The organism is Lentzea waywayandensis, from assembly GCF_900115955.1.
Taxonomy (GTDB): Bacteria; Actinomycetota; Actinomycetes; order Mycobacteriales; family Pseudonocardiaceae; genus Lentzea; species Lentzea waywayandensis.
Genome location: NZ_FOYL01000011.1, coordinates 45,874 through 70,806, shown reverse-complemented (window position 1 = coordinate 70,806; position 24,933 = coordinate 45,874). Strand labels below are relative to the sequence as shown.

Genomic DNA, 24,933 nt, shown 5'->3' with positions numbered 1-24,933 from the left:
GGGGCCGAGATGAGTGACGAGCTGGAGCTGCCCGAGACAGGGCCGTCGACGGCGCCGGGGACCGCGCCCTGGTCGTCGTCGCAGGAGGTGTCGCGGTCGAACTCGGGCCGCACGCGGCGGGGCAGCGCGCGGTCGATGAGCCGTGGCCGGCTGGGCGCCGGGCTGGTCGAGGTGCCGCGGGTGCCGTACCGGGATCCGAAGACCGCCGTGCTGGAGCAGCCGGAGGTGCCGGAGGCGAAGCGGTTCTGCTCGAAGTGCGGCAAGAAGGTCGGGCGGCGCAAGGACGGCAAGCAGGGCCGGGTGGAGGGGTTCTGCCCGCAGTGCGGGCACGCCTACTCGTTCACGCCGAAGCTGGCGCCCGGTGAGGTGCTGCACGACCAGTACGAGGTGCTGGGGTGTCTGGCGCACGGCGGCCTGGGCTGGCTTTATCTGGCGCTCGACCACGCGGTGAGCGACCGGTGGGTGGTGCTCAAGGGCCTGCTCGACTCGGGCGACGCGGACGCGATGGCGGCGGCACTGGCCGAACGCCGGTTCCTGGCCGAGGTCGAGCACCCGAACATCGTGAAGATCCACAACTTCATCCGGCACGAGAGCCGCGACAGCGACAAGCGCGTCGAGTACATCGTGATGGAGTACGTCGGCGGCGAGTCGATCAAGGACATGATCACGCACCGGCGCCGGGAGGGCCGCGGGGACGAGGCGCTGCCGCTGGCGCAGGCCATCGCCTACGTGCTGGAGATCCTGCCCGCGGTCGGCTACCTGCACGGTGTGGGGCTGCTGTACTGCGACTTCAAGCCGGACAACATGATCCACACCGAGGAGCAGCTCAAGCTGATCGACCTGGGCGCGGTGCGGCGCATCGACGACCACCACTCCCCCATCTACGGCACGATCGGCTATCAGGCGCCGGAGATCGGCACGATCGGTCCGTCGGTGTTCTCCGACATCTACACCGTGGGCCGGGCGCTGGCGGTGATGAGCTTCCCGTTCGACTTCCGCGGCCGCTGCAAGGACCGGCTGCCCACGGTGGACGAGGAGGCGTTGCTGGGCCGGTTCGAGTCGTTCCACCGGTTGCTGCTGCGCGCCACGAACCCGAACCCCGAGCTGCGGTTCTCCTCCGCCGAGGACATGGCCGAGCAGCTCACGGGCGTGCTGCGCGAGGTGCTGGCGATCGAGGACGGCGTGGCGCGGCCGGGCCTGTCGCGGCAGTTCACGCCGGAACGCCGCCGCTTCGGCGTGGAGGGCTCGCTCGATCTCGCCGAGGTGGCGCTGGCGTTGCCGGCGCCGAGCGTGAGCACCTCCGACGCGGCCGCCTCCTGGCTGGCGACGGCGACGACGTCGGATCCGGAGGGGCTGCGCAAGGCACCGGAGCTCACGGTGGAGGTGCGGCTGCGGATCGTGCGGGTGCTGATCGAGTCCGGCGACACCGAGGCGGCGATGCGGGAGCTGGAGTCGCTCACGGCGCCGTCGATGTTCGACGAGCCGGAGCTCGACCCGGCCGAGGACTGGCGCCCGGACTGGTACCGGGGCCTCGCGGCGCTCACCGACGGGCGGGCCGGGGACGCGCTGGGGTTCTTCGACGCGGTGTGCTCGGCGGTGCCGGGTGAGGCGGCCCCGAAGCTGGCGCTGGGCGTGTGCGCGGAGGCCACCGAGGACCTCAAGGCGGCGGCGGGCTGGTATGAGCTGGTGTGGCGCACGGATCACTCGTACGTGTCGGCGGCGTTCGGGCTGGCGCGGGTGCTGCTGGCGTGCGGTGACCGGGCACGAGCGGTCGCGGTGCTGTTGTCGGTGCCGGACACGTCGTCGCAACATCTGGCGGCGCAGATCGCGGCGGTGCGCGCGCAGCTCGGCGACTGCGGTGCGGAGGACCTGGTCGCGGCCGGGGAACGGTTGCACGCCTTGGACATCGACGTCCATTCGCACACGCAGCTCTCGGCCGAGGTGCTGGAGGCGGCGTACGACTACGTGACCCGCAATCAGGCCGCCGAGGGCAAGGTGCTGGACTGTGCACTCTCCGAACACGAGCTTCGGCTGGGTCTCGAGCGGCGCTACCGCACGCTGGCCCGGTTCGCGGCCACGCCGGAGGAACGGATCGCATTGGTGGACCGCGCGAACGCGGTAAGGCCTAGGACGTTGGTTTGATGGACACCCTGAAGTGCCCGGAGTGCTTCGCGCCCGTCGCGGCGGAGGACCGGTTCTGCGAGGCGTGCGGACGCAACCTGCTGGTCCGCCGCACGCCGCTGGGCGGACCGACCGGTCCCGCGCAGGCCTCGTGCATCCTGTGCGGGTCGCCCGACATCGACGACGAGGACTACTGCACCCAGTGCGGCCGTCACCAGCCCTCGGCGCGTGACCGGGTCGAGTACGCGCTGGGCGCGGTGTCCGGTGTGTCGGACCGGGGCAAGCGGCGGGCGCGCAACGAGGACTCGATGGCGTTCGGGCACGTCGCGGGCAAGGGTGTCGCCGCCGTCGTCTGCGACGGTGTGGCCTCCTCCGAACGCGCCGAGCAGGCCTCACAGGCCGCCGCCGATGCCGCGGTGGACGTGCTGCTCAACGCCCTGATCGACACCGCGGACGCCGAGCAGGCCATGATCGACGCCGTCGCCGCCTCGTGCTTCGCGGTGGAGCAGCTGGTGGAGAACGAACCGATGGAGGCGGGCGGCCGGGGTGTCGCGCCGTCGTGCACGTTCGTCTCCGCACTGGTCACGGACACGTCGGTGACGATCGGCTGGGTCGGCGACTCCCGCGCCTACTGGCTGTCCGACGAGGGCTCCAAGCAGCTCACCACGGACGACACGTGGGCGGCGCAGCTGGTCGCCGAAGGCGTGCTGACCGAGGAGCAGGCGCGCACGGACCGTCGCGCGCACGTGCTGTCGCGGTGGATCGGCGCGGACGCGGGCCGGGTGGAACCGCAGGTCGTGACGCTGAAGCCGACCTCGCCGGGCGTGTTCCTGCTGTGCTCGGACGGCCTGCACAACTACCGCCCGCAGCCCGAGGACCTGCAGCCGTTGCTGCCGTGCGGGCCGGAGGAGTTCGTGAAGGTCGCCCTGGACGCGGGCGGGCACGACAACATCACCGTGGTGCTGGTGCCGTTCGCTCCGGCCGAGCCGTAGAAACTCCACACCTTCGAGTGATGTACCGCTGGCTGACCGGGGGTCGGCACCGCCGGGAGAGTCCGGCGCGCCATGGGCGTCGGTCAAGCAGTGCCACGACGGGCGAACGCTGCTGAAATGAGCTGATGCGGAGGCCGGTGTTGATCGCGGTGGCGGTGGTTGTCACCATCGTCGCCGTGGTCTTCACCTTCCAGCGCAAGCTCGTGTACTTCCCCTCTCCCGGCCCGGTGCCCTCCGCCGAGGAGGTGCTGCCCGGTGGGCGCGACGTCCGTCTGGTGACGGCGGACGGTCTGCTGCTCGACGGCTGGCACTTCGAACTGCCGGACGCGACCGCGACGGTGGTGGTGTTCCCGGGCAACGGCGGCAACCGGGCCGGGCGGGTGTCGCTCGCGCGCGAGCTGACCTCGCGTGGGCTGTCGGTGCTGTTGTTCGACTACCGCGGCTACGGCGACAACCCCGGCAAGCCGTCGGAGGAGGGCCTGACGTTCGACGCGCGGGCGGCGCTGGACCTGATCGACGGGCCGGTCGTCTACTTCGGCGAGTCGCTGGGCGCGGCGGTGGCCGCGGAGCTCGCGACGTTCCGCGCGCCCAAGGGCATGGTGCTGCGCTCGCCGTTCACGTCACTGGCGGCGGTCGGGTCGCACCACTACCCGTGGCTGCCGGTGAAGATGTTGTTGCAGGACAAGTTCCCCGTGGTGGAGCGGGTGTCCGCTGTGGAGGTTCCGACCGTGGTGCTGCTGGGCACGAAGGACTCGGTGGTGCCGCCCGCGCAGAGCCGTGAGGTGGCGACGGCGGCACGTGCGAAGCTCGTCGAGATCGCCGGCGCGGACCACAACGACGAGGTGCTGGTGTCAGGCCCGCAGGTGATCGACGCGGTGCTGTCGGTCAGCTGACCGGCGCGATCTCGCCGGACCCGCGACGCACGAGGGCGGCGGGAACGACGGCGTGCACGGGTGGTGAGGTGTCGCCGTCGATGCGGGCGAAGATGAGCTCGGCGGCCTTGCGGCCGATGCCGGGGACGTCCTGGCGCACGACGGTGATGCCGGGGTCGAGCATGTCGGCTAGCGGGAAGTCGTCGAACCCGATGAGCGCGACGTGGCGGTGCAGGTCGCGGGCGCGCAGCAGCCGCATGGCGCCGACGGTGACGAGGTTCTGGGCTGTGAACAACGCGGTGGGCGGCCGGTCGAGGTCGAACAGTTCGCCGGTGGCGGTCTCGGCGAGGTCGGCGCCGTGCAGGTCGGTGCGCACGAGCGCGTCGCGCAGGGTCAGGCCGGCCTGGGCGAGGCCTTCGAGGTAGCCGGTGTAGCGCTCCTGGCTGGTCCACAGGGTGCGGCGGTCGCCGAGGAACGCGATGTCGCGGTGGCCCAGGGCGGCCAGGTGCAGCACGGCGTCGCGGGAGCTGTCGCGGTTGGTGGTGGTGACGCAGTCGGTGCCGCCGAAGGTGGGCGGCCGGTCGACGAGCACCATCGGGGTGCCGCGGTCGCGTTCCTGCTGCAGGGCGTCCTGGTGCCCGCCGACGGCCATGACCACGACGCCGTCGACGCGGCGCGTGGACAGCGACACGAGCAGTTCGCGTTGCAGCGTGTGGTCGTCCTCGCTGCTGCCGGCGAGCACGAGGACGCCGGCGTGGCGGGCGCGGTCCTCGACGGCGCGCAGCAGGGCGGCGTCGAAGGGGTTGGAGAGGTCTTCGAACAGCACGCCGATGGTGGCGCTGCGCCGGTCGGAGCGGCGCAGGCTGCTGGCGGTGAGGTTCGGCCGGTAGCCCAGGGTGCGGGCGGCGGCGCGGACGCGGTCGGTGACCTCGGCTCCGGCGCCGGGCAGGCCGTTGATGACGCGGGAGACGGTCTTGGTGCTGACCTTCGCCAACGCGGCGACGTCGCGCATCGTGGGTTCGCGTCTGTCGGCTGTTCGGTCCATGTCCACGTCCTACGACTCTTGCGTCAACGATGACGCAACGGTATACCCGTTTGCACAGCTCGCGTAGCCGCTTTCCCGTTCATGATCCGAGAGATTTCGGACGGGCGGTTACGTCAACGTTGACGTAGGAGTTGCCATGCGTAGAAGTGTCGGGGTCACCGCGGCGGCGTTGCTCACCTTGCTCACGGCGTGCGGGGGTGGTGGGTCCTCCAGCGGCGGTACGACGCTGGTCGGCCTGGTCACGAAGACGGACACGAACCCGTTCTTCGTGAAGATGAAGGAGGGCGCGCAGCAGGCGGCCTCGTCGGCGGGCGCGACGGTGCAGTCGTTCGCGGGCAAGCAGGACGGCGACAACCAGACGCAGGTCGACGCGATCGAGAACCTGATCGCCTCAGGTGCGAAGGGCATTCTGATCACGCCGAGCGACTCGAAGGCGATCGTGCCGTCGGTGGACAAGGCGCGGGCGGCGGGTCTGCTGGTGATCGCGCTGGACACGCCGCTGGAGCCGGCCAGTGCCGCGGACGCGACGTTCGCGACGGACAACTACAAGGCCGGGTTGCTGATCGGGCAGTGGGCGAAGGCGAAGTTCGCGAAGGACGGCAAGCAGGCCAAGATCGCGTTGCTGGACCTCAACCCGAACCAGGTGTCGGTGGACGTGCAGCGCGACCAGGGGTTCCTGGAGGGCTTCGGCGTCGACGTGAAGGACAAGGCCCGCATCGGTGACGAGTCCGATCCGCGGATCGTGGGCCACGACGTGACCAACGGCGATCCGTCCGGTGGCCGCACGGCGATGGAGAACCTGCTGCAGAAGGATCCCGGCGTCAACCTGGTCTACACGATCAACGAGCCCGCGGCGGCGGGTGCCTATGAGGCGTTGAAGGCGGCGGGCAAGGAGAAGGACGTCGTGATCGTGTCGGTCGACGGCGGCTGTCCTGGCGTGACCAACGTCAAGGCCGGGGTGATCGGGGCGACCTCGCAGCAGTACCCGCTCAAGATGGCGCAGCTCGGGGTGGAGGCGGTGTCGAAGTTCGCGAAGGACGGCTCGAAGCCGCAGAACACCGACACCGGGGTCACGTTGATCACCGACCAGCCCGCGGACGGCGTGGAGTCGAAGGACTCGGCGTTCGGCCTGCAGAACTGCTGGGGCTAGACCATGACCGTGGTGGTGGAGGAACGGGATCGTTCCGTGCTGACGCGCGTGCAGCACCTGCTGCACGCGCAGGCCACGATCGGACCGGCCGTGGTGCTGCTGACGTCGGTGATCGTGTTCGCGTTGCTTTCGGAGCGGTTCCTGACGCCGGGCAACATCTCGCTGATCCTGCAGCAGGTCGCGGTGGTGGGCACGCTCGCGGTGGGGCAGACGATCGTGATCCTGACCGCCGGGATCGACCTGTCGTGCGGGGCGATCATGGTGCTGACCTCGATCGTGATGGCGAAGGTCGCCTCGGAGACCGGCCTGCCCGGGTTGCCGGCGCTGCTGCTGGGTTTCCTGGTGGGCACGGTGTGCGGGTTGCTCAACGGGATGCTGGTGACGCGGCTGAAGCTGCCGCCGTTCATCGTCACGCTGGGCACGTTGAACGTGTTCTTCGCGTTGAACCTCTGGTACTCGGGCAGTGCCACGATCCGCGGCACGGACATGCCGTCGTTGCTGCTGTTCACCGGGCAGACGTTCACCGTCGGCGGCACGCGCATCACCTACGGCTCGATCATGCTGGTGCTGCTGGTGGCGGCGATGGCGTTCGTGCTGAAGAACACCGCGTGGGGCCGGCACGTCTACTCGACCGGTGACGACCTGGAGGCCTCGCGCCTGTCGGGTATCCGCACGGCGCGGGTGCTGCTCTCCGTGTACGCGACGGCGGGGCTGATCTACGCGGTGGCGGCGTGGACGTTGATCGGCCGGATCGCCTCGGCGAGCCCGCAGGCGGGCCAGACCGACAACCTGGACTCGATCACCGCGGTGGTGATCGGCGGGACGTCGCTGTTCGGCGGCCGCGGCGCGGTGGTGGGGTCGCTGATCGGCGCGTTGATCGTCGGCGTGTTCCGCAACGGCCTCGCGCTCGCGGGCGTGGACGTGCTGTGGCAGACGATGGCGGTCGGTGTGCTCATCATCGTCGCGGTGTCGCTGGACCAGTGGATCAGGAAGGTGAAGGCATGACCACCCCGATCCTGCAGGCGACGGGCCTGGTCAAGCGCTACGGCAGGGTGACGGCGCTGGCGGGCTCGGACCTGGAGCTGCTGCCGGGCGAGATCCTCGCGGTGATCGGCGACAACGGCGCGGGCAAGTCGTCGCTGATCAAGGCCCTGTCCGGCGCGGTCATCCCGGATGAGGGCGAGGTGTTGCTCGACGGCTCCCCCGTGTCGTTCTCGACGCCACTGGACGCGCGCAAGGCCGGCATCGAGACGGTGCACCAGTCGCTGGCGGTGTCACCGTCGCTCGACATCGCCGCGAACCTGTTCCTGGGCCGCGAACTGCGCCGCAAGGGCGTGCTCGGCTCGGTGTTCCGGATGCTCGACCGCAACGGCATGCGCGACGAGGCCCGCCGTCAGCTCGACGCGCTGGGGATCATGACGATCCAGAACCCCGGCCAGGCGGTGGAGACCCTCTCGGGCGGGCAGCGTCAGGCCGTGGCGGTGGCGCGGGCGGCGGCGTTCGGCAGCCGGGTCGTGATCATGGACGAGCCGACGGCGGCGCTGGGCGTGCGGGAGTCGAGGGCGGTGCTGGACCTGATCCTGCAGGTCCGCGACCGCGGCCTGCCGGTGATCCTGATCAGCCACAACATGCCGCACGTGTTCGAGGTGGCCGACCGCATCCACATCCAGCGCCTGGGCCGGCGCAAGGCGGTGGTGGATCCGAAGTCCATCTCGATGTCGGACGCGGTGGCGATCATGACCGGCGCGATGGAACCGCCTGGCTGACTCCGAAGGGGTTGTCGATCACGTACCGCCACCGGCCGTCCTCGCCCCGGCGAGCGACGTCGGTGGCGGTGCCGTGCACGTCGCCGATGGTCCAGTCGACGATGAGCAGCGCGATGCCGTCGTGGTCGTAGACGTGCCGCGGCCGGACGTCGATGGGCAGGCCGAGGCCGAGGAACCGCTGGTAGTCCGGGCGCACGACGCGGCCGAGCGCGGACTGCCCCGTGGAGGTCGCGCTGGCAGCGATCAGCGGCCGGTGGGCGACCTTGGTGTTGCGGGATCTGATGCACGGGCGCGGTCGTTCTCGCGGTTGCGCGCCGGGTTGCCCCGGCTCAGCGCGAAGGTGCTGACCGAGCGGCTGGACTCGCTGGTGGCGCTGGCCGGCCGTTGCTGGTGCAGCTGTACCGCACGGGTGAGGCGCTAGCGGGCGAGCTCGCGCAGCACTGACTCCAGCGGCGCGATGACGTTGCGGGAGATCTTGAGCGCTTCGGACACGAGCACCGTGTGCTTGCCGACGCGCTTCCAGAACTGGCCCTCGACGGGGATCACGATCATGCGGAGGTTGAAGACGGGCTCGTGGCCGAGCTCGACGGTGAGCTGGTCGACGATCTCCTTGAGCAGCGTGTAGGAGTCGGTCCTGGCGTGGTGGCGCAGCGCGCGCTGCTCGGGCGAGGTCGGGTCGGGCAGCCACCGGGTGTGGTCGGCGCGCATCTGCTCGGGCACTCCGACGGGCGGGTGTCCTCCGCCGCCGGTGGTGAGCGACTGGGTCCACCACCGGTCCCACGCCGACCCGAAGGTCTCCGGCACGTACGCGTCGTGGTCGCGCGGTACCGGCGGGGTCAGGCGTGGGATCGCGTCGGCGGTCGGGGTGCTGATGCCCAGTGCGTCACGGACGTAGAGGACGAAGGTGTCGCCGGAGCCGCTGGACACCTGCCACGTGGAATCCCCGGGAAAGTGCATGTTCCACGGTAGCGGCTCACAGCGGTACGGCGTCGAGTGCTTTGTAGATGCGTTTGTCGCTGACGCTGTAGCGGGTCGGGATGGTCTGGGCGAAGTAGGACAGGCGCAGTTCCTCGATCATCCAGCGGATCTCGTCGAGCTCGGGCGCGGGTTCGTCGGCCGGGGTCTGCGCGCGCAGTTCCCGGTACTCGGCGTGGACCTGGTGGATCTTGTCGGTCCAGTCGAGGTCGCGGCGCGGGTTCTCGGGCAGTTTCTCGATGCGCCGCGAGATGCCCTTGAGGTAGCGGACGAGGTCGGGCAGCCGGTCGTAGCCGGTGTGGGTGACGAATCCCTTGTACACCAGCGAGTTGAGGTGTGCGCGGATGTCGGCGGCGGAGTCCGGGGCGCCTTTGAGGCCGCTGAGCTTGAGTTCGGCGTCGTGGGCGGCTTCGAGGACCTTGCGGACTTCCTGCACGGCGACCCACGTGGTGTCGTTGAGCGCGGCCTGGACCTTCTTCAGTTGCGCCGCATAGGACTTGGCGTTCCAGGCGGGCTCGCCCATGAGCCGGTCGACGGCGGCCATGATGCAGTCCGACAACAGCGCGGCGACGCTGCCGTGGGGGTTGCGGGTCAGCGCGAGCTTGGCGGCGTTGTCGAGGTGACGCTGCAGGTGTTTGACGGGTGAGTTGACGCCGAGCAGCAGGAGTCTGCGCACGCCGCGGCGGTGGGCGTAGGCCTGGCGGCCCGGCGTGTCGAGGACCTTGATCGCGACGGTCTCGCCCTGGTCGAGCAGCGACGGGTAGGCGGTGACGGTGATGCCGGACTGCCGTTGCTCGATGGTCTGGGGCAGGGCGTCGAAGTCCCACGTCGTGAGGCCGGTGCGTTCGAGGTGGCCGGCGGCCTGGCTGAGCGACTCGCGGACCTCGTCGCGCAGCTTCTCCTTCAGTGCCGCGATGTCCTTGCCCTCGGCGAGGGTGCGGTTGTGCTCGTCGACGACCTGGAAGGTGAGCTTGAGGTGGTCGGGAACGGCGTCGAACTGCCAGTCCTCGCGGTGCACGGTCACGCCGGTGAGTGCTTTGAGCTCGCGTTCCACGCCGTAGAGCAGGCTTGTTTCCTCGGGCTTGATGCGCGCGAGGACGGCGGTGGCGACGTCGGGAACGGGCACGAAGTTGCGGCGGATCGGCTTGGGCAGCGACCGGATGAGCGCGACGACGAGGTCGTGGCGCAGGCCGGGGATCTGCCAGGAGAACGCGTCGTCGTCCAGGGTGGTGAGCGCGGGCAGCGGGAGCTGGACGGTGACGCCGTCGTTCTTGGTGCCCGGCTCGAAGTGGTAGCTCAGCGGCAGCGTGAGCTCGCCCTGGCGCCACTGGTCGGGGTAGGCGTCGGGGGTGACGTCGGCGCGGTCGTTGACCAGCATGTCCTTGGTGAAGGTCAGCTGGTTCTTGTCCTTCTGCTTCTTCCACCACGAGTCGAAGTGCCGCGCGGACACGACCTCGGGGGCGACGCGCTTGTCGTAGAACTCGTAGAGCGTCTCCTCGTCCACGACGATGTCGCGGCGGCGCGCGCGGTTCTCCAGTTCGCCGACTTCCTCGAGCATCGCGCGGTTGGTGTGGAAGAACCGGTGGTGCGTGGTCCACTCTCCCTGCACGAGCGCGTGGCGGATGAACAGCTCACGTGAGAGTTCGGGGTCGATGCGGCCGTAGCTGACCTTGCGGCCGGCGACGATCGGCACCCCGTAGAGCGTGACCTTCTCCAGCGCGACGACGCTGCCGCGTTTGGACTCCCAGTGCGGTTCGGAGTACTGGCGTTTGACCACGTGTTCGCCGAGGCGTTCGGCCCATTCGGGTTCGATCTTGGCGACGATGCGGCCCCACAGGCGGCTGGTCTCGACGAGTTCGGCGGCCATCACCCACTGCGGCGGTTTCTTGGCCAGCGCGGAGCCGGGGAAGATCGCGAACTTGGCGTTGCGGGCACCCAGGAACTCGGTGAGCGGACGCCGTTTCTCGCCGGGCGCCTGCTTTTTGAGGACGTCCTTGACGCCGATGTGGCTGAGCAGTCCGGACAGCAGCGCGATGTGGATGTTGCGCGGGTCGCCGGGCTGGTCGTTGACGTGCATGCCGATCTGCTTGGCGACCTGGCGCAGCTGAAGGTAGATGTCCTGCCACTCGCGCACGCGCAGGTAGTTGAGGAACTCGGCCTTGCAGCGCTTGCGGAACTGGTTGCCGCTCAGTTCCTTCTGCTGCTCCTTGAGGTACTCCCACAGGTTGAGGAACGTGGTGAAGTCGGATTCCTTGTCGACGAACCGCGCGTGCTGCTGGGTGGCGGCTTCCTGCTGGTCGGCGGGCCGTTCGCGCGGGTCCTGGATGGACAGTGCCGCGGCGATGATCATGACCTCGCGCAGGCAGCCGGTGGTGTCGGCCTCGAGCACCATGCGGCCCAGGCGCGGGTCGACGGGCAGCGCGGCGAGCTTGCGGCCGGTCGGGGTGAGCTTCTTCTCGGCGGCGTTGATCGCGCCGAGCTCCTGGAGCAGGCCGATGCCGTCGTTGATGTTGCGCGAGTCGGGCGGGTCGATGAACGGGAACCGCGCGACGTCGCCGAGGCCGATGTTGGTCATCTGCAGGATGACGCTGGCGAGGTTGGTGCGCAGGATCTCCGCGTCGGTGAACTCGGGGCGGGCCTCGAAGTCCTCTTCGGCGTACAGCCGGATGCAGATGCCTTCGCTGACGCGGCCGCAGCGGCCCTTGCGCTGGTTCGCTGACGCCTGGCTGATGGGTTCGATCGGCAGGCGCTGGACCTTGAGGCGGTGGCTGTAGCGGGAGATGCGGGCGTTGCCGGGGTCGACGACGTACTTGATGCCGGGCACGGTGAGGCTGGTCTCGGCGACGTTGGTGGCGAGCACGATGCGCCGGCCGGTGTGGCGTTGGAACACGCGGTGCTGTTCGCCCACGGACAGGCGTGCGTAGAGCGGGAGGATCTCGGTGTTGCGGAGGTCTTCCTGTTTGAGGGCGTCGGCGGTGTCGCGGATCTCGCGTTCGCCGGACAGGAACACCAGGACGTCACCGGGGCCTTCGGCCTGCAGTTCGCGGACGGCGTTGATGATGCCCTGGGTCTGGTCGTCGTCCTCCTCCAGCGGCCGGTAGCGGGTCTCGACGGGGTAGGTGCGGCCGGAGACCTCGATGACCGGGGCGTTCTCGAAGTGCGCGCTGAAGCGCTGCGGGTCGATCGTCGCCGAGGTGATGACGACCTTGAGGTCGGGGCGCTGCGGCAGGAGCTGCTTGAGGTAGCCGAGCAGGAAGTCGACGTTGAGGCTGCGTTCGTGGGCCTCGTCGATGATGATCGTGTCGTAGCGCGACAGGGTCCGGTCGGTCTGGATCTCGGCGAGCAGGATGCCGTCGGTCATGAGCTTGACCAGGGTCTCGTCGCCGGACTGGTCGGTGAAGCGGACCTTGTAGCCGATGGTGTCGCCGAGCTTGGTGCCGAGCTCCTCGGCGACGCGTTCGGCGACGGTGCGGGCGGCGATGCGACGGGGCTGGGTGTGGCCGATCTGGCCGGTGACGCCACGGCCCAGTTCGAGGCAGATCTTCGGCAGCTGCGTGGTCTTACCGGACCCGGTCTCGCCGGCGACGATCACGACCTGGTGGTGCGCGATCAGCTCTTTGATCTCGTCCTTGTGCTGGCTGACCGGCAGTTCGGCGGGGTAGGTGATCTTGGGAACGGACTCCCGGCGCAGCGCGACCTTCAACGCGGCCTCGTCGATCAGGGCGGCGATCTCCTCGGTGATCTTGCGGCGCGCCAGGGGGTCCTTGACCTTGCGTGCGCCGTCGAGGCGCCTGGCGAGCCGGCGTTGATCACGCGGCATGAGCTCGGGCAGGCGTTTGTGCAGTTCAGCGTGCGGGGTGTCCATTTGGCGTCAAGGATAGTCAGGACCCTCGGGTTCGCTCGCGTCAATAACTGTCAGACCCCGCCGCTAGCGTCGCCACATGGACGCAGGGGGCTTCTGGAAGCTGGTCGATCACGCCGTCTCCGCCACCGCTGACCTGGAACAACGGCGTGTGTGGCTGTCCGGGCGGTTGGCGTTGCTGCCGGCGGGTGAGATCGCCGACTTCGCGGTGCGCCTCGACGAGCAGCGCCGCCGGGTGGACACCTGGGCGCACTGGCAGGCGGCCACGCTGATCTGTTCCGGGCTGTGCGGGATGGACTCGTTCTTCTACTTCCAGGCGTGGCTGATCGGCCAGGGCCGGTCGGTGTTCGAGTCAGTTGCCACGTCACCGGACGCGCTGGCCGACATGCCCGCGGTGCGGCGGCTGGCGGCGCTGGGTCCGGTGGACGCCTGGTCCGACGACGACTGGCCGCACTGGGAGGCGCTGTACCGGGTGCCGGACGCGGCGTTCGAGGCGGTGCACGCCGGAGACCTGGACGACCTGCTGGCCTCGCGGGGGCAGGCGCGGGCGTTCGACGTGTCACCGGGCGGCGAGGACGTGGAGATGGAGGATCCGACGGACATCGCGCGCCGGATTCCGCGACTGTGGGCATTGTTCGGGAAAGTGCCGCGATAGCCCGTCCGGCGGGCACCAGGAATTGTCAGACCCTTCCGATAACGTCGTCGTCATGGACCTCGACGTCTTCTGGGCACTGCTCGACCAGTCGGCTTCCGCCGCCTCTGACCAGCATGAACGCCGCGTGTGGCTGACGTCGCGGCTGGCATTACTCCCGCCTGGCGACATTTGTGGTTTCGAGACGTTGCTGAGCGCCTCACGCGGTCGCGTAAACACGTTCTCACACTGGCACGCGGCTTATGTTCTGTGCGATGGATTGTGTTCCGCGGACCTTTTCTTCTCGTTCCAGTCGTGGCTGATCGGCCTGGGCCGTGAGGTGCTGGCGTCGGTCGCGGCGTCCCCGGACGCGCTGGCCGACGTGCCGGCGGTGCGCACGTTGCTGGCGGTCGGGGCGCAGTCGTGGCCGGACGCGGCGTGGCCGACGTGGGAAGGGCTCGCCGGGGTGTCGCGCGAGGCGTTCTACATCGCGACGGGCCGGTCGCTGGACAACGCGCTGGCGATCCTGGGGCACGTGCCGGTGACGGACGCGGGGCCGTTCACAGGTGAGGTGTGGGACCTGGACTCACCGTTGGAGGCCGCGGTGCGCCTGCCTCGGCTGTGGGAGCTGTCCGGTGGGATGGAGGAGGCGGCCTGACGCTACGGCTGGTTCGGCGGTCTGTGCCGGCGTGGGGACCGCCGGACAGCCGGCCTGTGCCGGGATTGGACCGTGGGAACGCTGGGTTGTCCGGGCAGTGTCGGCGCGGGACCGCTGGCCGCAGGGGCGTGGCAACTGCCCCACGCCTAGGTCGTCGGCTGTTCATCGGCCACGGTCCCCGACCCAGCCCGCGCCGACGCCGGTCCGAGTGGTCGAGGCATCCCCTTCTCTCTCTCGGTCCGCCCACCGGGGCTGTCACCACGCGCGATCTCGTGACCGGAGAGGCCGCCCGACCCGGTCCCGTGCCCTGGTTGTCGGCCGCGATCCCCGCCCCAGCCAGCCCGCGCCGGCGCTGGTCCGAGTGGGCGGGGCCTCCTCCTCCCGCTTGTTCGCCCACCGCGGCTGTCACCACACGCATCTCGTGTGCGCGCTCTCGTGACCGGAAGGCCTCCGGACGCAGTCCCGCGCGAACCGCGGCCGCGTGCCAGGACCGTTCCCGCCGCTGTCAGCCGCTGGTCACCCTCCCGCCCGACCACGCCTTCTGCCCTCACCGAAGAGTCCAACCTGCTCGCGATGCGACCAGTCGCGTTCCTGGCCGCTCTCACCGCACCGGACGTTCGTGGCGTCCTGCCCTGATGCCGTCCGATTGCCCACTCCCCTGTCCACATCGCCGCTGAAGGCCGCCTGACCTGGGCGGATGTCGGGGGCTTCAAAAATTGTCAGACCCTGTCGCTAGCGTTTCGGGCATGGACCTGAACGCGTTCTGGGGCCTGGTGGAGTCCTCCGCTGTGGAGGCGTCCAGCCAGGACGATCGGCTGGAGCGGCTCACGGCTGCGCTGGCCGCGCTGCCTCAAAACGAGGTGGTGGAGTTCGCGGTGCGGCTCGACGAGGTGCGTCGCCGGGTGGACACGTGGGCGCATTGGCACGCGGCGGACGTGATCTGTGGCGGGTTGTGTTCGGACGACGGGTTCTTCTACTTCCAAGCGTGGCTGGTGGGTCAGGGGCGGGCGGTGTTCGAGGCGGTGGCCTTGGCGCCGGACGCGTTGGCTGATCTGCCGCACGTGCGGTTGCTGGCGGCGCGTGGTGGCGTGCACGCGTGGGCTGATGAGGACTGGCCGGACTGGGAGGGTCTCGACTACCTGGCGGCCGAGGCGTTCGACGGTGATCTGGAGGCGGTGGTGGCCTCGCGGGAGCTGCTGGTGTCGCCGGATCCGGCAGGTGAGCAGTGGGATTTCGCTGATCCGGCGGAGATCTCCGCGCGGATTCCGCGGTTGGGTGCGTTGTTCGGGAAGGTGGCGTGATGGACGTGCCAGTCGATGTGGTGGTGTGGCGGGCTCCTGGTCCGGCGTCCTTCCCGGAGGCGGCGGCCCGGTATGCGGAGTTGCGGTCCTCGCCGCTGGGCGCGTTCGAGCCCTCGGTGGCGGCGTTCGTGCGGGAGTTACGGCGGACCTCGCCTGATCCGTCGTCGCCGGTGTCGTGGGACGAGGCGCTGACGGTGGGGGTGGACGCGGTGATCGTGCACGTGGTGTGGCCGGGTCAGCGTCAGGTGCTGGATCTGGTGGCGTTGCTGGCTGCCCGGCATGGGCTGGTGTGTTTCGAGCCTGCCCGCCAGGTGGCGATGTCCTGACGCAGCGTGGTCTTCGTTCCTGTGGGGGCGAAGGAGGCGTCGACGGCGTTGGTGGCGATGCGCGCGAGAGTGTCGTCGTCGAAGCCGAGGTGTTCGCGCAGCAGGCGGTATTCGTCGGTGAGCGTGGTGCCGGTGGAGGCGGGGATGTCGGTGCTGAGCGTGACGGTCAGTCCGGCGTCGATGAGTTGTGGCAGCGGATGAGAGGAGAGTGAGTCGACCAGTCCCAGTGCGACGTTGGACGACGGGCAGGCTTCGAGCGGTATGGCGCGGTCCCGTAGCAGCGCGACGACTTCCGGATCGTCGAGTGCGCGGAATCCGTGGCCGATCCGGTCGGCGAGCCCGACGGTGACGGCTTCGGCGACGCTGGGTGCTCCGCAGCACTCGCCGGCGTGGTGCACGAGCCCGATCCCGGCTTCTCGCGCGGCGCGGAACACGGCGGTGAACGGGGTGAGCGGGTGGTCTTCCGCTCCGGCCATCCCGATCGCGACGACCCGCGGGTGTGTGGTCGCGAGGCGAAGCGAGTCCTGAAACCGCGCCACTGACCGCTTTCTGGGGTGGTCCACGATCACACGGCATTCGATGCCGTGGGCGGCCTGTCCTGCGGCGAGCCCGGACAACACCGCCTCGAGCGGCATGTCCGGATCACCGAGCCGTTCTCCGTGCGCTGCCGCGGTGAACGTGACCTCGGCGTACCGGGTCCCCTGCGCTGCTTCCTCGGCGCAGAACTCGTACGCGATCCGGTGGAAGTCCTCGGCTCGCCGCAGGCAGTTCCGTACTGCCCCGTTGTGCGCGGCGAACTGTGTGAAGCCGTCGAACGATCCGGCCTGCACGGCCGGCACGTCGACGCCGTGGTGCTCGGCGAGCTCGGCGAGGGTGTCCGGGCGCACGGTGCTTTCCAGGTGCACGTGCAGGTGGGCCTTGGGCAACGTCGCGAGATCACGCATGTGGCGCGACGCTACCCAGGCCTGCCCGTGAGCGCCCGGGATTTATCCGGCGAGGAACGCGATCGCGTCGGCGAGTTCGTGCTCGGGGACCTCGCCGTGGCCTCCGGGGTTGGCGTGCAAGGACTTCTGGCGGGTGGCGAAGGCGTCGAACATCGCGAGGCCGGCGTCGCGGGCGACGAGCTGGTCGTCCCACTGGAGCAGGAACCGCACAGACGCGGTGATCGTCTCCGCCGCGCCCACCAACGGTCCGGTGGCGCCGATCAGGCCGAACACGGCCGTGCTGATGCGGGGTTCGGCGGCGACGAGCGGGATGCCGAGGGCGCTGCCCATGGACACGCCCCAGAATCCGACGGTGTCGCCGGTGGCGGGCAGGGCGTCGAGGACGGAGCGCCATTCCGGGATCGCCCGCGCGGCTTGCAGGGCGTTGTAGTCGGCGACGAGCGCGCCGGCGTCCTGGCCTGAGGTGATGCGGGAGCGGATCTCGGTGGCGAACCGCTCGTCGTCGGCGGTGCGGGGCCGGTCGCCGTGGCCTGGTGCGTCGAGGGTGACGACGGCGAGTCCGGCGGCGGTGCACCGTGCCGCGCGGGCGGCGATGCCGGGGGCTCGTTTGTGCTGGCCGCCGCCGTGTGCGCTGAGCACGAGCCCGGTGGGGGTGCCTGCGGGGGTCCAGAGCACGCCGGGGACGCCGTCGTGGACGAAGTCGCGTTCGGTGGTGCCGTCGGGAGAGGTTGATTCGGAGGTGAAACGCATGGCTGTTCGCCCTTCGGGATGACTGGAGCGCTCCCGTGGCGACGCGCGGACGGCGTCAGGCCGAAAGCGGGAGGGAACGCCCATCTGGGATGACCGCGTTGATGGGACTCACCTCCTCGGGCCGATCGCGTGCGGCGACCCTAGCAAGAGGTGATCACCGGTCGCGCGCGATATTCGGCGCGACATCGGGTGCGGGCCGCGACTAGGTTGCGGGGCCATGCCTGATGTTGTGCAGACGCGCCACGGCGCGACGGTGCTGATGTGCGCCGCGGACGGTCCCGCGATCACCGACGAGCAGTCCGCTGTGGACCTGATCGGCACGTTGTGGGGGCAGGACGTGCAGTGGCTGGTGCTGCCGGTGGCGCGGTTGTCCGAGGACTTCCTCGTGTTGCGCACACGGGTGGCGGGCGCGGTGGTGCAGAAGTTCCAGCAGTACGGGTTCCGGGTCGTGGTGGTCGGGGACATCACCGAGCAGGTGGCGGCGAGCACGGCGTTGCGGGACTTCGTCTACGAGTCGAACCGGGGCAGGCAGCTGTGGTTCGTGGCGGACGGGGCCGAGCTGGACGCACGTCTGAGCGCGGCGGCCTGATCACGGCGAACGGCCCTGTTGCCACTAAGTTGCAATAGGTATCGTCCGGTCATGGAGATCCGTCGTTCGCTGTCGCAGCACAGCGGTCCGCGCAAGTCGCCGTTCGAGCTCGTGCGCCGCCTGGCCGAGCACGTCACGCCGGACACGCGGCCGGAGGATCCGGTGCGGGAACTGGAACACCGGGTCGCGCGGCTGCTGGGCAAGCCGCGGGCGTTGTTCTTCCCGTCGGGGACGATGGCGCAGCAGGTGGTGCTGCGGGTGCACGCGGAACGGACGGGCCGGCGGGCGTTCGCCGGTCATCCGCAGACGCACCTGCACGTGTGGGAGAACCAGGGCTACAACGCGCTGCACGGCCTGCGGTTCCACCCCGTGGGTGACCGCAACGAACTGTTCGGCCTCGATGACCTGAAGGCGGTGCTCGAACCGCTCGCGGCCGTGGTGTTCGAGCTGCCACAACGCGACATCGGCGGCGTGCTGCCCACCTTCGGGGACTTGGCGGCACAGACGAAGTGGGCCAGACAGTCCGGCGCGGCCGCGCACTGCGACGGCGCGCGGCTGTGGGAGGCGCAGACCGGGTACGACGCCACGTTCGCGGAGATCGGCGCGTTGTTCGACACGGTGTACGTGTCGCTCTACAAAGGACTCGAAGGGGTGCGCGGCGCGGTGCTGGCCGGGGACGCCGAGACGATCGAGCAGGCGGAGGTGTGGCGGCGCCGGATGGGCGGGGCGATCGCGGACGCGTGGCCGCTGGCGGCCATCGCGTTGATGGGCATGGACGCGAACCTGCCGAGGATGGCGGAGTTCAGGCAACACGCGCAGGCGCTGGCCGAGGCGATCAACGCCGACGGGTTCGCGCACACCACACCGGACGTGCCCGCCACTCCCCTGTTCCACGTCCACCTGCCGATGTCACGCCGCGACGCGCAGCGGGCGGCGCAGAACCTGCTGGAGGAGACGGGCATCAAGCTGTTCCTGTACGCGCGGTCGAATCCGGATCCGCGGCGGTGCAGCTTCGAGGTGAGCGTGGGGATCAGCGGGCTGGAGTTCACGCCGCGCGAGGTCGCGGAGTTGATCAGAGGACTACCATCGCGGGTGTGAGCCTGCCCGAACCCGTCCAGCACGCGCTGGTCCGGGTCTCGCACTCGGTGCTGATCGACGCCGACGCGCTCGTGAGGGTGCGCGAACGGTTCGACGACGAGCAGGCGGCCTCGCTCAGCGGCTATCTGCGCAGCGCTCAATCCCCGAACACGGTGCGCGCCTACCGGTCGGACTGGATCGCGTGGGCCGGCTGGTGTCAGGCCGAGGGCCGCCAGGCGTTGCCCGCGGACCCGCTGGACGTGGCGGTCTATCTGGCGGTCGCGGCGGACACGGTGAAGCCGGACGGGTCGCCGGCGTTCGGCGCGTCGACGTTGGAACGCAAGTCGGCGGCGATCGCGGCGGTGCACGCGGCGAACGGGCTGCCCAGCCCCACGCGCAGTGACGTCGTGCGGCTGACGTTGCGCGGTATCCGGCGCACGCGCAAGTCACAGCCCCGGCGCAAGCGGCCGGTGTTGCTCGACACGCTCGAGGCGCTGCTCAGCGAACGGCCTCAGGACGGCCCGGCGCGCGCGAGGGACGCGTTGCTGCTGCTGGTGGGGTTCGCGGGCGCGCTGCGGCGCAGTGAGCTGGCGCGGATCGAGTTCGAGGACGTCACGGTGGACGTGGATCCGCGCACGCACGAGCCGCTGCTGCTGATCCGGCTGGGCACCACGAAGACCGACCAGACGGGCAAGCACCAGCAGTCGGTGGTGCTGCCGCGCGGCAGCAGGCGGCCGACCTGCCCGGTGTGCGCGTTCGCGGACTGGGCCGACGTGCTCGACGGCCGCGAGATCGCCGAGACCGGTCTGCACCGCTGCCACGGCTATCAGGCGAGCGGGCGTCAGGGTGCGGTGTTCCCGATCATCAACCGGCACGGCGGCATCGGCGGCAAGGCGATGTCGGGGCGTGCGGTGGCGGAGCTGGTGAAGCGGTACGCGGTGCGGGCGGGGCTGGATCCGGCGTTGTTCGGCGGGCACTCGCTGCGGGCGGGGTTCGCGACGCAGGCGGCGCTGGGCGGGGCCAGCGACCGGGAGATCATGCGGCAGGGCCGGTGGACCAACCCGCGCACGGTGCACCGCTACATCCGGACCGCGAACCCTCTCGAGGACAACGCCGTGACCCGCCTGGGCCTCTGATTCTGTGACCCAGCTCTCACTGTGCGTAGTTAACTGTAAACAAGATCCCCTCCGGTAGGGCTGCACCGAACAGAGCAGTTCGTTAGCCCATCAGCACGGGTGTACCGGGAAGTTTCCGTCGTGTTTCCACGCCGTTTGAGCTGCTCTTTTGTCCCGCCATTCGGGCAAAACCCGGTGTCCTGACCAGCGCATCGGCTCAATTCGTGAAGCAATCTCGCACTTTGGGAGTGGCTGGTCGCATGCACTGAGAGCAATACGATCACCACGCCCGGTCATCGACGATGGTCGGGTTGTTCCACGGTGATCGACCCGGCACCCCTGTAACGCCGGAGCGATCGCTCCCTGCACCGGAACAAGGAGCGTTCATGAAGCGCAAAACCCTGGGCATCACCACCGCCCTGGTGGCCGGGGCGGCTCTGGCCGCCACGGGCACGCTGGGAGCCAACGCTGCACCGCAGCCGAGGAGCCTCACGCAACAGGAAGCTCTGCACGCCGCGGCCGAGCAGGCGGGGACGATCTCCTCCGCCCTCGGCCTGTCCGGCGGCGAGCAGCTCGTCCCCCGGGACGTCGTGCGCGACGCCGACGGCACGCACCACCTCCGCTTCGACCGCACGCTCAACGGCCTGAAGGTCATCGGCGGCGACCTCGTCGTCGCCCAGAAGTCCGGCCAGGTCACGGGCGTGACCAAGGCGTCGGAGGCCGCCCTCGCAGGCCTCGACACCTCCGCGCCCGCCACCACGGCCGCCGGCGGCACGCTCGTCGTGTTCGCGCTGGACCACGCCCCCGTGCTCGCGTGGGAGACGGTCACGCACAGCGTCAAGGAAGACCAGACGCCCAGCGAACTGCACACCTTCACCGACGCCAAGACCGGCCAGACGCTGCTGACCTACGACGGCGTGCACCACGCCGAGGGCACCGGCCAGTCCACCTACACCGGCACCGTCGCCCTCAACACCACCCAGTCCGGCTCCACGTTCCAGCTCAAGGACCCGGCCCGCGGCAACCAGGCCGTCAACAACCTCAACAACGGCACGGGCACCGGCACCCTGTTCACCGACGCCGACAACAAGTGGGGCAACGGCACCTACACCGACAAGGCCACCGCGGGCGTCGACGCCGCGTTCGGCGCCGCCAAGACCTGGGACTACTACAAGAACGTCCACGGCCGCAGCGGCATCAAGAACAACGGCCAGGGCGCGCTGAGCAAGGTCCACTACGGCAACAACTACAGCAACGCCTTCTGGTCGGACTCGTGCTTCTGCATGACCTACGGCGACGGCGCCCAGAACCGCAACCCGCTGACCTCGATCGACGTCGCGGCCCACGAGATGTCGCACGGCGTCACCGCCTCGACCGCGGGCCTGGTCTACTCCGGTGAGTCCGGCGGCCTCAACGAGGCCACCAGCGACATCTTCGGCTCCACCACGGAGTTCTACGCCGCGAACACCACCGACGCGGGCGACTACCTGATCGGCGAGAAGATCAACATCCGGGGCGACGGCAAGCCGTTGCGCTACATGGACAAGCCCTCGAAGGACGGCAAGAGCCTCGACTACTGGTCCTCCACGGCCGGCAACGTCGACGTGCACTACTCCTCGGGCATCGCCAACCACTTCTTCTACCTGCTCTCGGAGGGCAGCGGCCAGAAGACCATCAACGGCGTCGCCTACGACTCCCCCACCACCGACGGCCAGCCCGTCACCGGCATCGGCCGCGACAAGGCCGAGAAGATCTGGTATCGCGCGCTGACCACCAAGTTCACCTCCAGCACCAAGTACGCCGCCGCCCGCACGGGCACGCTCGCGGCCACCGCGGACCTCTACGGCGCCTCGTCGCCCGAGTACGCGGCGGTCAACCGGGCCTGGGCCGCGGTGAACGTCAAGTAGCAGACCACCCCGCAAGAAGCGCCGAGGTCCGGACCGACCCCCTGCACGGTCCGGGCCTCGGCAAGGTCTTCTCAGGGCTCCAGATCGGTCGCCGCCAGGAACGACCCGTCCATGTGGAACGGCACCGACTGGTGCTCGTGCGTCACCAGCCATCGCCCGTCGCGGCGCCGCAACCCCACGGTCGTGCGCATCCACATCGAGAACCCGTCCGGGTAACCGACCGGCACCGCCGCCATCCGCGCCAGCCCGTGCACGAACGCCACGTCACCGGCCACCGCGACCTCCAGGTCTCGGTGCTCGATCGTGATCGGCCCGGTGAACCCGGCCATCCACCCCGCCAACGCCTCCGGATCACGGGCGTCCAGACCCGTGTTGCGCAACGGCGGCGCCAACGTGCACGTCACCGCGTCCGGCGCATACCGCGCCACGATCCGCGCGGGATCACGCAGCCGCATGCCCTCCTCGTGCTCGGTGAACACCGCGAGAATGGCGACCTCGTCCTGCACCAGCGTGTGAGTCATCTCGAACTCCTCCGTCGAAGTGGCTGACACACCGGTGTCGAGACACAGCCCGCGGTCTCGACATGGCGGTGAGAAGATTTTTCCGCCAGCCAGCCACGAGCCGGGAGGCCGCACGTGAAGTACCTGATCCTGATCTACAGCAACCCGAAGTCGCGGGCCGCGTGGGACAAGCTCACCGAAGAGCAGCAGATGAAGTTCGGCCAGGACCACTACGACCTGTCCGACAAACTCCGCGCCTCCGGCGAGCTCATCGTCAGCGAAGGCCTCCCCGGACCCGAGACCGGCAAGGGCGTCAGCATCCGCAACGGCGAGGTCGTCGTCACCGACGGGCCGTTCGCCGAGGCCAAGGAGTACCTCGCCGGCTTCTACCTCGTCGAAGCCGACACCATCGACCAGGTCATCGCCCACGCCGCCACGCTGCCCGACGCCCACAACGACGGCATCGAGGTCCGGCCCGTCTGGGACGTCTCGATGCTGGACGGCATGTGAACCCTGAGGTGGAGGGCCTGCTGCGCGCACTCGCGCCGCAGGTCCTCGGCGTCCTCGTCCGCCGCCACGGCCAGTTCGACGTCTGCGAGGACGCCGTGCAGGAAGCGCTGCTCGGCGCCGCCCAGCAGTGGCCGGCCGACGGCATCCCCGACAACCCCAAGGGCTGGCTCATCACCGCCGCCAGCCGACGGTGGATCGAGCAGTACCGCTCCGACACCGCACGCCGTCAACGCGAGGACAAGGTCGTCGCACTTACGCCCGCACCGCCCGATCCGGTGCCTGCCCAGGACGACACGCTCACGATCCTCGCGCTGTGCTGCCACGAGTCACTCACCACCGCGTCGCAGATCGCCCTGACACTGCGGGCGGTCGGCGGACTCACGACAGCGGAGATCGCACGGGCGTTCCTCGTCCCGGAAGCGACGGTCGCACAACGCATCAGCCGCGCCAAACAGAAGATCAAACAGTCCGGCGCCAAGTTCCGGCCACCCCAGGACCTCACCGCCGTCCTGCACGTGCTGTACCTGATCTTCACCGAAGGCTCCACCGCCAGCTCCGGCGACACCCTCGTCCGCGTCGACCTCACCGCCGAAGCCATCCGCCTGACCAGGCAACTCCACCGCAGAAGGCCCGACGACGGCGAACTCACCGGCCTGCTCGCGCTCATGCTGCTCACCGACGCACGCCGCCCCGCCCGCACCAACGCCCACGGCACGCTGATCCCGCTCGCGGAGCAGGACCGCACCATCTGGGACACGACAGCCATCGCGGAAGGCGCGGACCTGATCAGCACCGCGCTCAAAACCGCGCAGATCGGCCCCTACCAACTCCAGGCGGCCATCGCGGCCGTCCACGCCGACGCCAAGACCGCACAAGACACCGACTGGCCCGAAATCCTCGGCCTCTACGACCTGCTCACCGTCACCGCACCCGGCCCGATGGTCTCACTCAACCGCATCGTCGCCGTCGCCATGGTCCACGGCCCGAAACAGGCACTCGACGAACTGTCCACACTGGACCTCGACCACTACCGCGTACACGCCGTCAAAGCACATCTCCTCGACCTGCGAGGAGAACACGACCAAGCACGCCACGAATACGAGAAAGCCGCCAAACTCACCCTGAGCGCACCAGAACAGCGCTACCTCAGGTCCCGGTCGCGCCACCCACGGTAGCGTCCGACGACGGCTCCTCCTGCGGCGGCGCCGCAGGCACCACACCCTTCAGGTCACCACCGTTGTCGTTGGTGCGCAACACGAACGGCCGCGTCTGCGTGTACTGCACCACCGAGATCGAACACGGATCCACCACGATCCGCTGGAACCCGTCCAGATGCACACCCAGAGCATCCGCCAGAATCGACTTGATCACATCACCGTGCGAGCACAACACCCACACCGCACCAGGACCGTGCTCCTCGGTGATCCGCGCATCATGCGCACGCACAGCCGCGACAGCGCGAGCCTGAACGTGCGCGAGCCCCTCACCCTCGGGGAACACCGCGGCGGACGGATGCTGCTGCACCACCGTCCACAACGGCTCGTTCAGCAGATCCTTCAACGCCTTACCGGTCCACGCCCCGTAATCCACTTCGGACAGATCCGGCTCCGCGACCGCCTCCAGAGAGCGATCCGCCAGCAACGGCGCCAGCGTCTCCTCGCACCGCTGCAGAGGAGACGACACGACCGCACTCACCGGAACGTCCTGCAACCGGCCGACCAACGCCGCCGCCTGAACCTGCCCGCGCTCGTCCAAACCCACACCCGGCGAACGCCCGGCGAGCACACCGGAACCGTTGGCAGTCGAACGAGCATGTCGAAGCAGGATCACCGTGGCCACGGC

At 69.6% G+C, this 24,933-nt stretch carries 24 protein-coding genes; 16 read left to right on the top strand and 8 right to left on the bottom strand.

All coding sequences use genetic code 11. The annotated features are described in order from the left end of the window. The first annotated feature begins 9 nt into the window (after nt 1-9). From BM417_RS33750 to BM417_RS33740, 3 genes are all read left to right on the top strand, one after another. Nucleotides 10-2,142 carry a serine/threonine-protein kinase gene (locus BM417_RS33750; protein WP_093602932.1) on the top strand — a complete coding sequence of 711 codons (2,133 nt, stop codon included), beginning with the start codon at nt 10-12 and terminating at the stop codon, nt 2,140-2,142. Beyond that, complete coding sequence (locus tag BM417_RS33745) at nt 2,142-3,113, top strand: PP2C family serine/threonine-protein phosphatase (protein WP_093602930.1); 972 nt, start codon at nt 2,142-2,144, stop codon at nt 3,111-3,113. The genes BM417_RS33750 and BM417_RS33745 overlap by 1 nt, the downstream gene beginning before the upstream one ends. 125 nt (nt 3,114-3,238) lie before the next feature. Next, nucleotides 3,239-4,006 (top strand): alpha/beta hydrolase, encoded by a 768-nt coding sequence (locus BM417_RS33740; RefSeq protein WP_093602928.1) that lies wholly within the window; start codon nt 3,239-3,241, stop codon nt 4,004-4,006. Here BM417_RS33740 and BM417_RS33735 read toward each other — a convergent pair. Then, a complete protein-coding gene (locus BM417_RS33735) occupies nt 3,999-5,030 on the bottom strand; it encodes a LacI family DNA-binding transcriptional regulator (protein WP_093602926.1) in 1,032 nt (343 codons plus the stop codon). The genes BM417_RS33740 and BM417_RS33735 overlap by 8 nt on opposite strands. 136 nt (nt 5,031-5,166) lie before the next feature. Between BM417_RS33735 and BM417_RS33730 the strand changes: the two genes are divergently transcribed. From BM417_RS33730 to BM417_RS33720, 3 genes are read left to right on the top strand one after another with little or no spacing between them, the layout of a single operon-like run. After that, nucleotides 5,167-6,180 carry a sugar ABC transporter substrate-binding protein gene (locus BM417_RS33730; protein ID WP_093602924.1) on the top strand — a complete coding sequence of 338 codons (1,014 nt, stop codon included), beginning with the start codon at nt 5,167-5,169 and terminating at the stop codon, nt 6,178-6,180. Nucleotides 6,181-6,183: 3 nt separating this feature from the next. Further along, a complete protein-coding gene (locus tag BM417_RS33725) occupies nt 6,184-7,185 on the top strand; it encodes an ABC transporter permease (protein WP_093602922.1) in 1,002 nt (333 codons plus the stop codon). Next, complete coding sequence (locus BM417_RS33720) at nt 7,182-7,946, top strand: ATP-binding cassette domain-containing protein (protein WP_093602920.1); 765 nt, start codon at nt 7,182-7,184, stop codon at nt 7,944-7,946. Before BM417_RS33725 ends, BM417_RS33720 begins: the two co-directional genes overlap by 4 nt. Here BM417_RS33720 and BM417_RS33715 read toward each other — a convergent pair. The 3 genes from BM417_RS33715 to hrpA form a co-directional block, all read right to left on the bottom strand. Next, a complete protein-coding gene (locus tag BM417_RS33715) occupies nt 7,915-8,142 on the bottom strand; it encodes a Cif family virulence factor (protein ID WP_218164647.1) in 228 nt (75 codons plus the stop codon). The two genes, BM417_RS33720 and BM417_RS33715, sit on opposite strands and share 32 nt — an antisense overlap. 221 nt (nt 8,143-8,363) lie before the next feature. After that, nucleotides 8,364-8,903: a hypothetical protein gene (locus BM417_RS33705; protein ID WP_143138903.1), complete on the bottom strand. Its 540-nt coding sequence runs from the start codon at nt 8,901-8,903 to the stop codon at nt 8,364-8,366. A gap of 16 nt (nt 8,904-8,919) precedes the next feature. Beyond that, complete coding sequence (gene hrpA, locus BM417_RS33700; protein WP_093602916.1) at nt 8,920-12,786, bottom strand: ATP-dependent RNA helicase HrpA; 3,867 nt, start codon at nt 12,784-12,786, stop codon at nt 8,920-8,922. A gap of 76 nt (nt 12,787-12,862) precedes the next feature. Between hrpA and BM417_RS49945 the strand changes: the two genes are divergently transcribed. The 4 genes from BM417_RS49945 to BM417_RS47170 all read left to right on the top strand — a co-directional run bounded on the left by BM417_RS49945 (nt 12,863) and on the right by BM417_RS47170 (nt 15,699). After that, on the top strand, nt 12,863-13,438 hold the full coding sequence (locus BM417_RS49945; RefSeq protein ID WP_093602915.1) for a DUF4240 domain-containing protein: 576 nt from the start codon (nt 12,863-12,865) through the stop codon (nt 13,436-13,438). Between the two features lie 52 nt (nt 13,439-13,490). Then, complete coding sequence (locus tag BM417_RS33690) at nt 13,491-14,072, top strand: DUF4240 domain-containing protein (protein ID WP_093602913.1); 582 nt, start codon at nt 13,491-13,493, stop codon at nt 14,070-14,072. Between the two features lie 746 nt (nt 14,073-14,818). Further along, nucleotides 14,819-15,373 carry a DUF4240 domain-containing protein gene (locus BM417_RS33685; protein ID WP_093602911.1) on the top strand — a complete coding sequence of 185 codons (555 nt, stop codon included), beginning with the start codon at nt 14,819-14,821 and terminating at the stop codon, nt 15,371-15,373. After that, nucleotides 15,373-15,699 (top strand): hypothetical protein, encoded by a 327-nt coding sequence (locus BM417_RS47170; RefSeq protein WP_143138902.1) that lies wholly within the window; start codon nt 15,373-15,375, stop codon nt 15,697-15,699. Before BM417_RS33685 ends, BM417_RS47170 begins: the two co-directional genes overlap by 1 nt. Here the strand turns inward: BM417_RS47170 and add are convergent. Continuing rightward, nucleotides 15,615-16,643 (bottom strand): adenosine deaminase, encoded by a 1,029-nt coding sequence (gene add, locus BM417_RS33680; protein WP_093602909.1) that lies wholly within the window; start codon nt 16,641-16,643, stop codon nt 15,615-15,617. The two genes, BM417_RS47170 and add, sit on opposite strands and share 85 nt — an antisense overlap. Nucleotides 16,644-16,685: 42 nt before the next feature. Beyond that, nucleotides 16,686-17,393: an alpha/beta fold hydrolase gene (locus BM417_RS33675; protein ID WP_093602907.1), complete on the bottom strand. Its 708-nt coding sequence runs from the start codon at nt 17,391-17,393 to the stop codon at nt 16,686-16,688. Between the two features lie 217 nt (nt 17,394-17,610). Here BM417_RS33675 and BM417_RS33670 point away from each other — a divergent pair, with 217 nt between their 5' ends. The 4 genes from BM417_RS33670 to BM417_RS33655 all read left to right on the top strand — a co-directional run bounded on the left by BM417_RS33670 (nt 17,611) and on the right by BM417_RS33655 (nt 22,081). Beyond that, complete coding sequence (locus BM417_RS33670; protein WP_093602905.1) at nt 17,611-17,982, top strand: DUF4180 domain-containing protein; 372 nt, start codon at nt 17,611-17,613, stop codon at nt 17,980-17,982. A gap of 51 nt (nt 17,983-18,033) precedes the next feature. Next, complete coding sequence (locus tag BM417_RS33665) at nt 18,034-19,080, top strand: threonine aldolase family protein (protein WP_093602903.1); 1,047 nt, start codon at nt 18,034-18,036, stop codon at nt 19,078-19,080. Further along, the gene (locus BM417_RS33660) at nt 19,077-20,195 is read left to right on the top strand and encodes a site-specific integrase (RefSeq protein ID WP_245822332.1); all 1,119 of its coding nucleotides are present in this window, start codon (nt 19,077-19,079) and stop codon (nt 20,193-20,195) included. The genes BM417_RS33665 and BM417_RS33660 overlap by 4 nt, the downstream gene beginning before the upstream one ends. A gap of 365 nt (nt 20,196-20,560) precedes the next feature. Continuing rightward, on the top strand, nt 20,561-22,081 hold the full coding sequence (locus tag BM417_RS33655) for a M4 family metallopeptidase (RefSeq protein WP_093602901.1): 1,521 nt from the start codon (nt 20,561-20,563) through the stop codon (nt 22,079-22,081). A gap of 71 nt (nt 22,082-22,152) precedes the next feature. Here BM417_RS33655 and BM417_RS33650 read toward each other — a convergent pair whose 3' ends face one another. Next, complete coding sequence (locus BM417_RS33650; RefSeq protein WP_093603373.1) at nt 22,153-22,602, bottom strand: YybH family protein; 450 nt, start codon at nt 22,600-22,602, stop codon at nt 22,153-22,155. A 114-nt stretch (nt 22,603-22,716) separates the two neighbouring features. On the opposite strand from BM417_RS33650, the gene BM417_RS33645 reads away from it, so the two are divergent. Beyond that, on the top strand, nt 22,717-23,091 hold the full coding sequence (locus BM417_RS33645; RefSeq protein WP_093602899.1) for a YciI family protein: 375 nt from the start codon (nt 22,717-22,719) through the stop codon (nt 23,089-23,091). Beyond that, entirely contained in the window at nt 23,088-24,266 is a 1,179-nt protein-coding gene (locus tag BM417_RS33640; protein ID WP_245822331.1) for an RNA polymerase sigma factor, read from the top strand. The genes BM417_RS33645 and BM417_RS33640 overlap by 4 nt, the downstream gene beginning before the upstream one ends. Here BM417_RS33640 and BM417_RS33635 read toward each other — a convergent pair. Next, nucleotides 24,238-24,930, bottom strand: a complete 693-nt coding sequence (locus BM417_RS33635; protein WP_218164646.1) for a histidine phosphatase family protein — start codon at nt 24,928-24,930, stop codon at nt 24,238-24,240. The genes BM417_RS33640 and BM417_RS33635 overlap by 29 nt on opposite strands. Nucleotides 24,931-24,933 lie beyond the last annotated feature (3 nt).

Coding starts and splice junctions, on each gene's coding strand:
- BM417_RS33650 (WP_093603373.1), bottom strand. CDS start 22,602: ATGACTCACACGCTGGTGCAGGACGAGGTCGCCATTCTCGCGGTGTTC.
- BM417_RS33730 (WP_093602924.1), top strand. CDS start 5,167: ATGCGTAGAAGTGTCGGGGTCACCGCGGCGGCGTTGCTCACCTTGCTC.
- BM417_RS33740 (WP_093602928.1), top strand. CDS start 3,239: ATGCGGAGGCCGGTGTTGATCGCGGTGGCGGTGGTTGTCACCATCGTC.
- BM417_RS33670 (WP_093602905.1), top strand. CDS start 17,611: ATGCCTGATGTTGTGCAGACGCGCCACGGCGCGACGGTGCTGATGTGC.
- BM417_RS33735 (WP_093602926.1), bottom strand. CDS start 5,030: ATGGACCGAACAGCCGACAGACGCGAACCCACGATGCGCGACGTCGCC.
- BM417_RS33745 (WP_093602930.1), top strand. CDS start 2,142: ATGGACACCCTGAAGTGCCCGGAGTGCTTCGCGCCCGTCGCGGCGGAG.
- BM417_RS49945 (WP_093602915.1), top strand. CDS start 12,863: ATGGACGCAGGGGGCTTCTGGAAGCTGGTCGATCACGCCGTCTCCGCC.
- BM417_RS33750 (WP_093602932.1), top strand. CDS start 10: ATGAGTGACGAGCTGGAGCTGCCCGAGACAGGGCCGTCGACGGCGCCG.
- BM417_RS33665 (WP_093602903.1), top strand. CDS start 18,034: ATGGAGATCCGTCGTTCGCTGTCGCAGCACAGCGGTCCGCGCAAGTCG.
- BM417_RS33685 (WP_093602911.1), top strand. CDS start 14,819: ATGGACCTGAACGCGTTCTGGGGCCTGGTGGAGTCCTCCGCTGTGGAG.
- BM417_RS33725 (WP_093602922.1), top strand. CDS start 6,184: ATGACCGTGGTGGTGGAGGAACGGGATCGTTCCGTGCTGACGCGCGTG.
- BM417_RS33675 (WP_093602907.1), bottom strand. CDS start 17,393: ATGCGTTTCACCTCCGAATCAACCTCTCCCGACGGCACCACCGAACGC.
- BM417_RS33720 (WP_093602920.1), top strand. CDS start 7,182: ATGACCACCCCGATCCTGCAGGCGACGGGCCTGGTCAAGCGCTACGGC.
- BM417_RS33655 (WP_093602901.1), top strand. CDS start 20,561: ATGAAGCGCAAAACCCTGGGCATCACCACCGCCCTGGTGGCCGGGGCG.
- hrpA (WP_093602916.1), bottom strand. CDS start 12,786: ATGGACACCCCGCACGCTGAACTGCACAAACGCCTGCCCGAGCTCATG.
- add (WP_093602909.1), bottom strand. CDS start 16,643: ATGCGTGATCTCGCGACGTTGCCCAAGGCCCACCTGCACGTGCACCTG.
- BM417_RS33705 (WP_143138903.1), bottom strand. CDS start 8,903: ATGCACTTTCCCGGGGATTCCACGTGGCAGGTGTCCAGCGGCTCCGGC.
- BM417_RS33690 (WP_093602913.1), top strand. CDS start 13,491: ATGGACCTCGACGTCTTCTGGGCACTGCTCGACCAGTCGGCTTCCGCC.
- BM417_RS47170 (WP_143138902.1), top strand. CDS start 15,373: ATGGACGTGCCAGTCGATGTGGTGGTGTGGCGGGCTCCTGGTCCGGCG.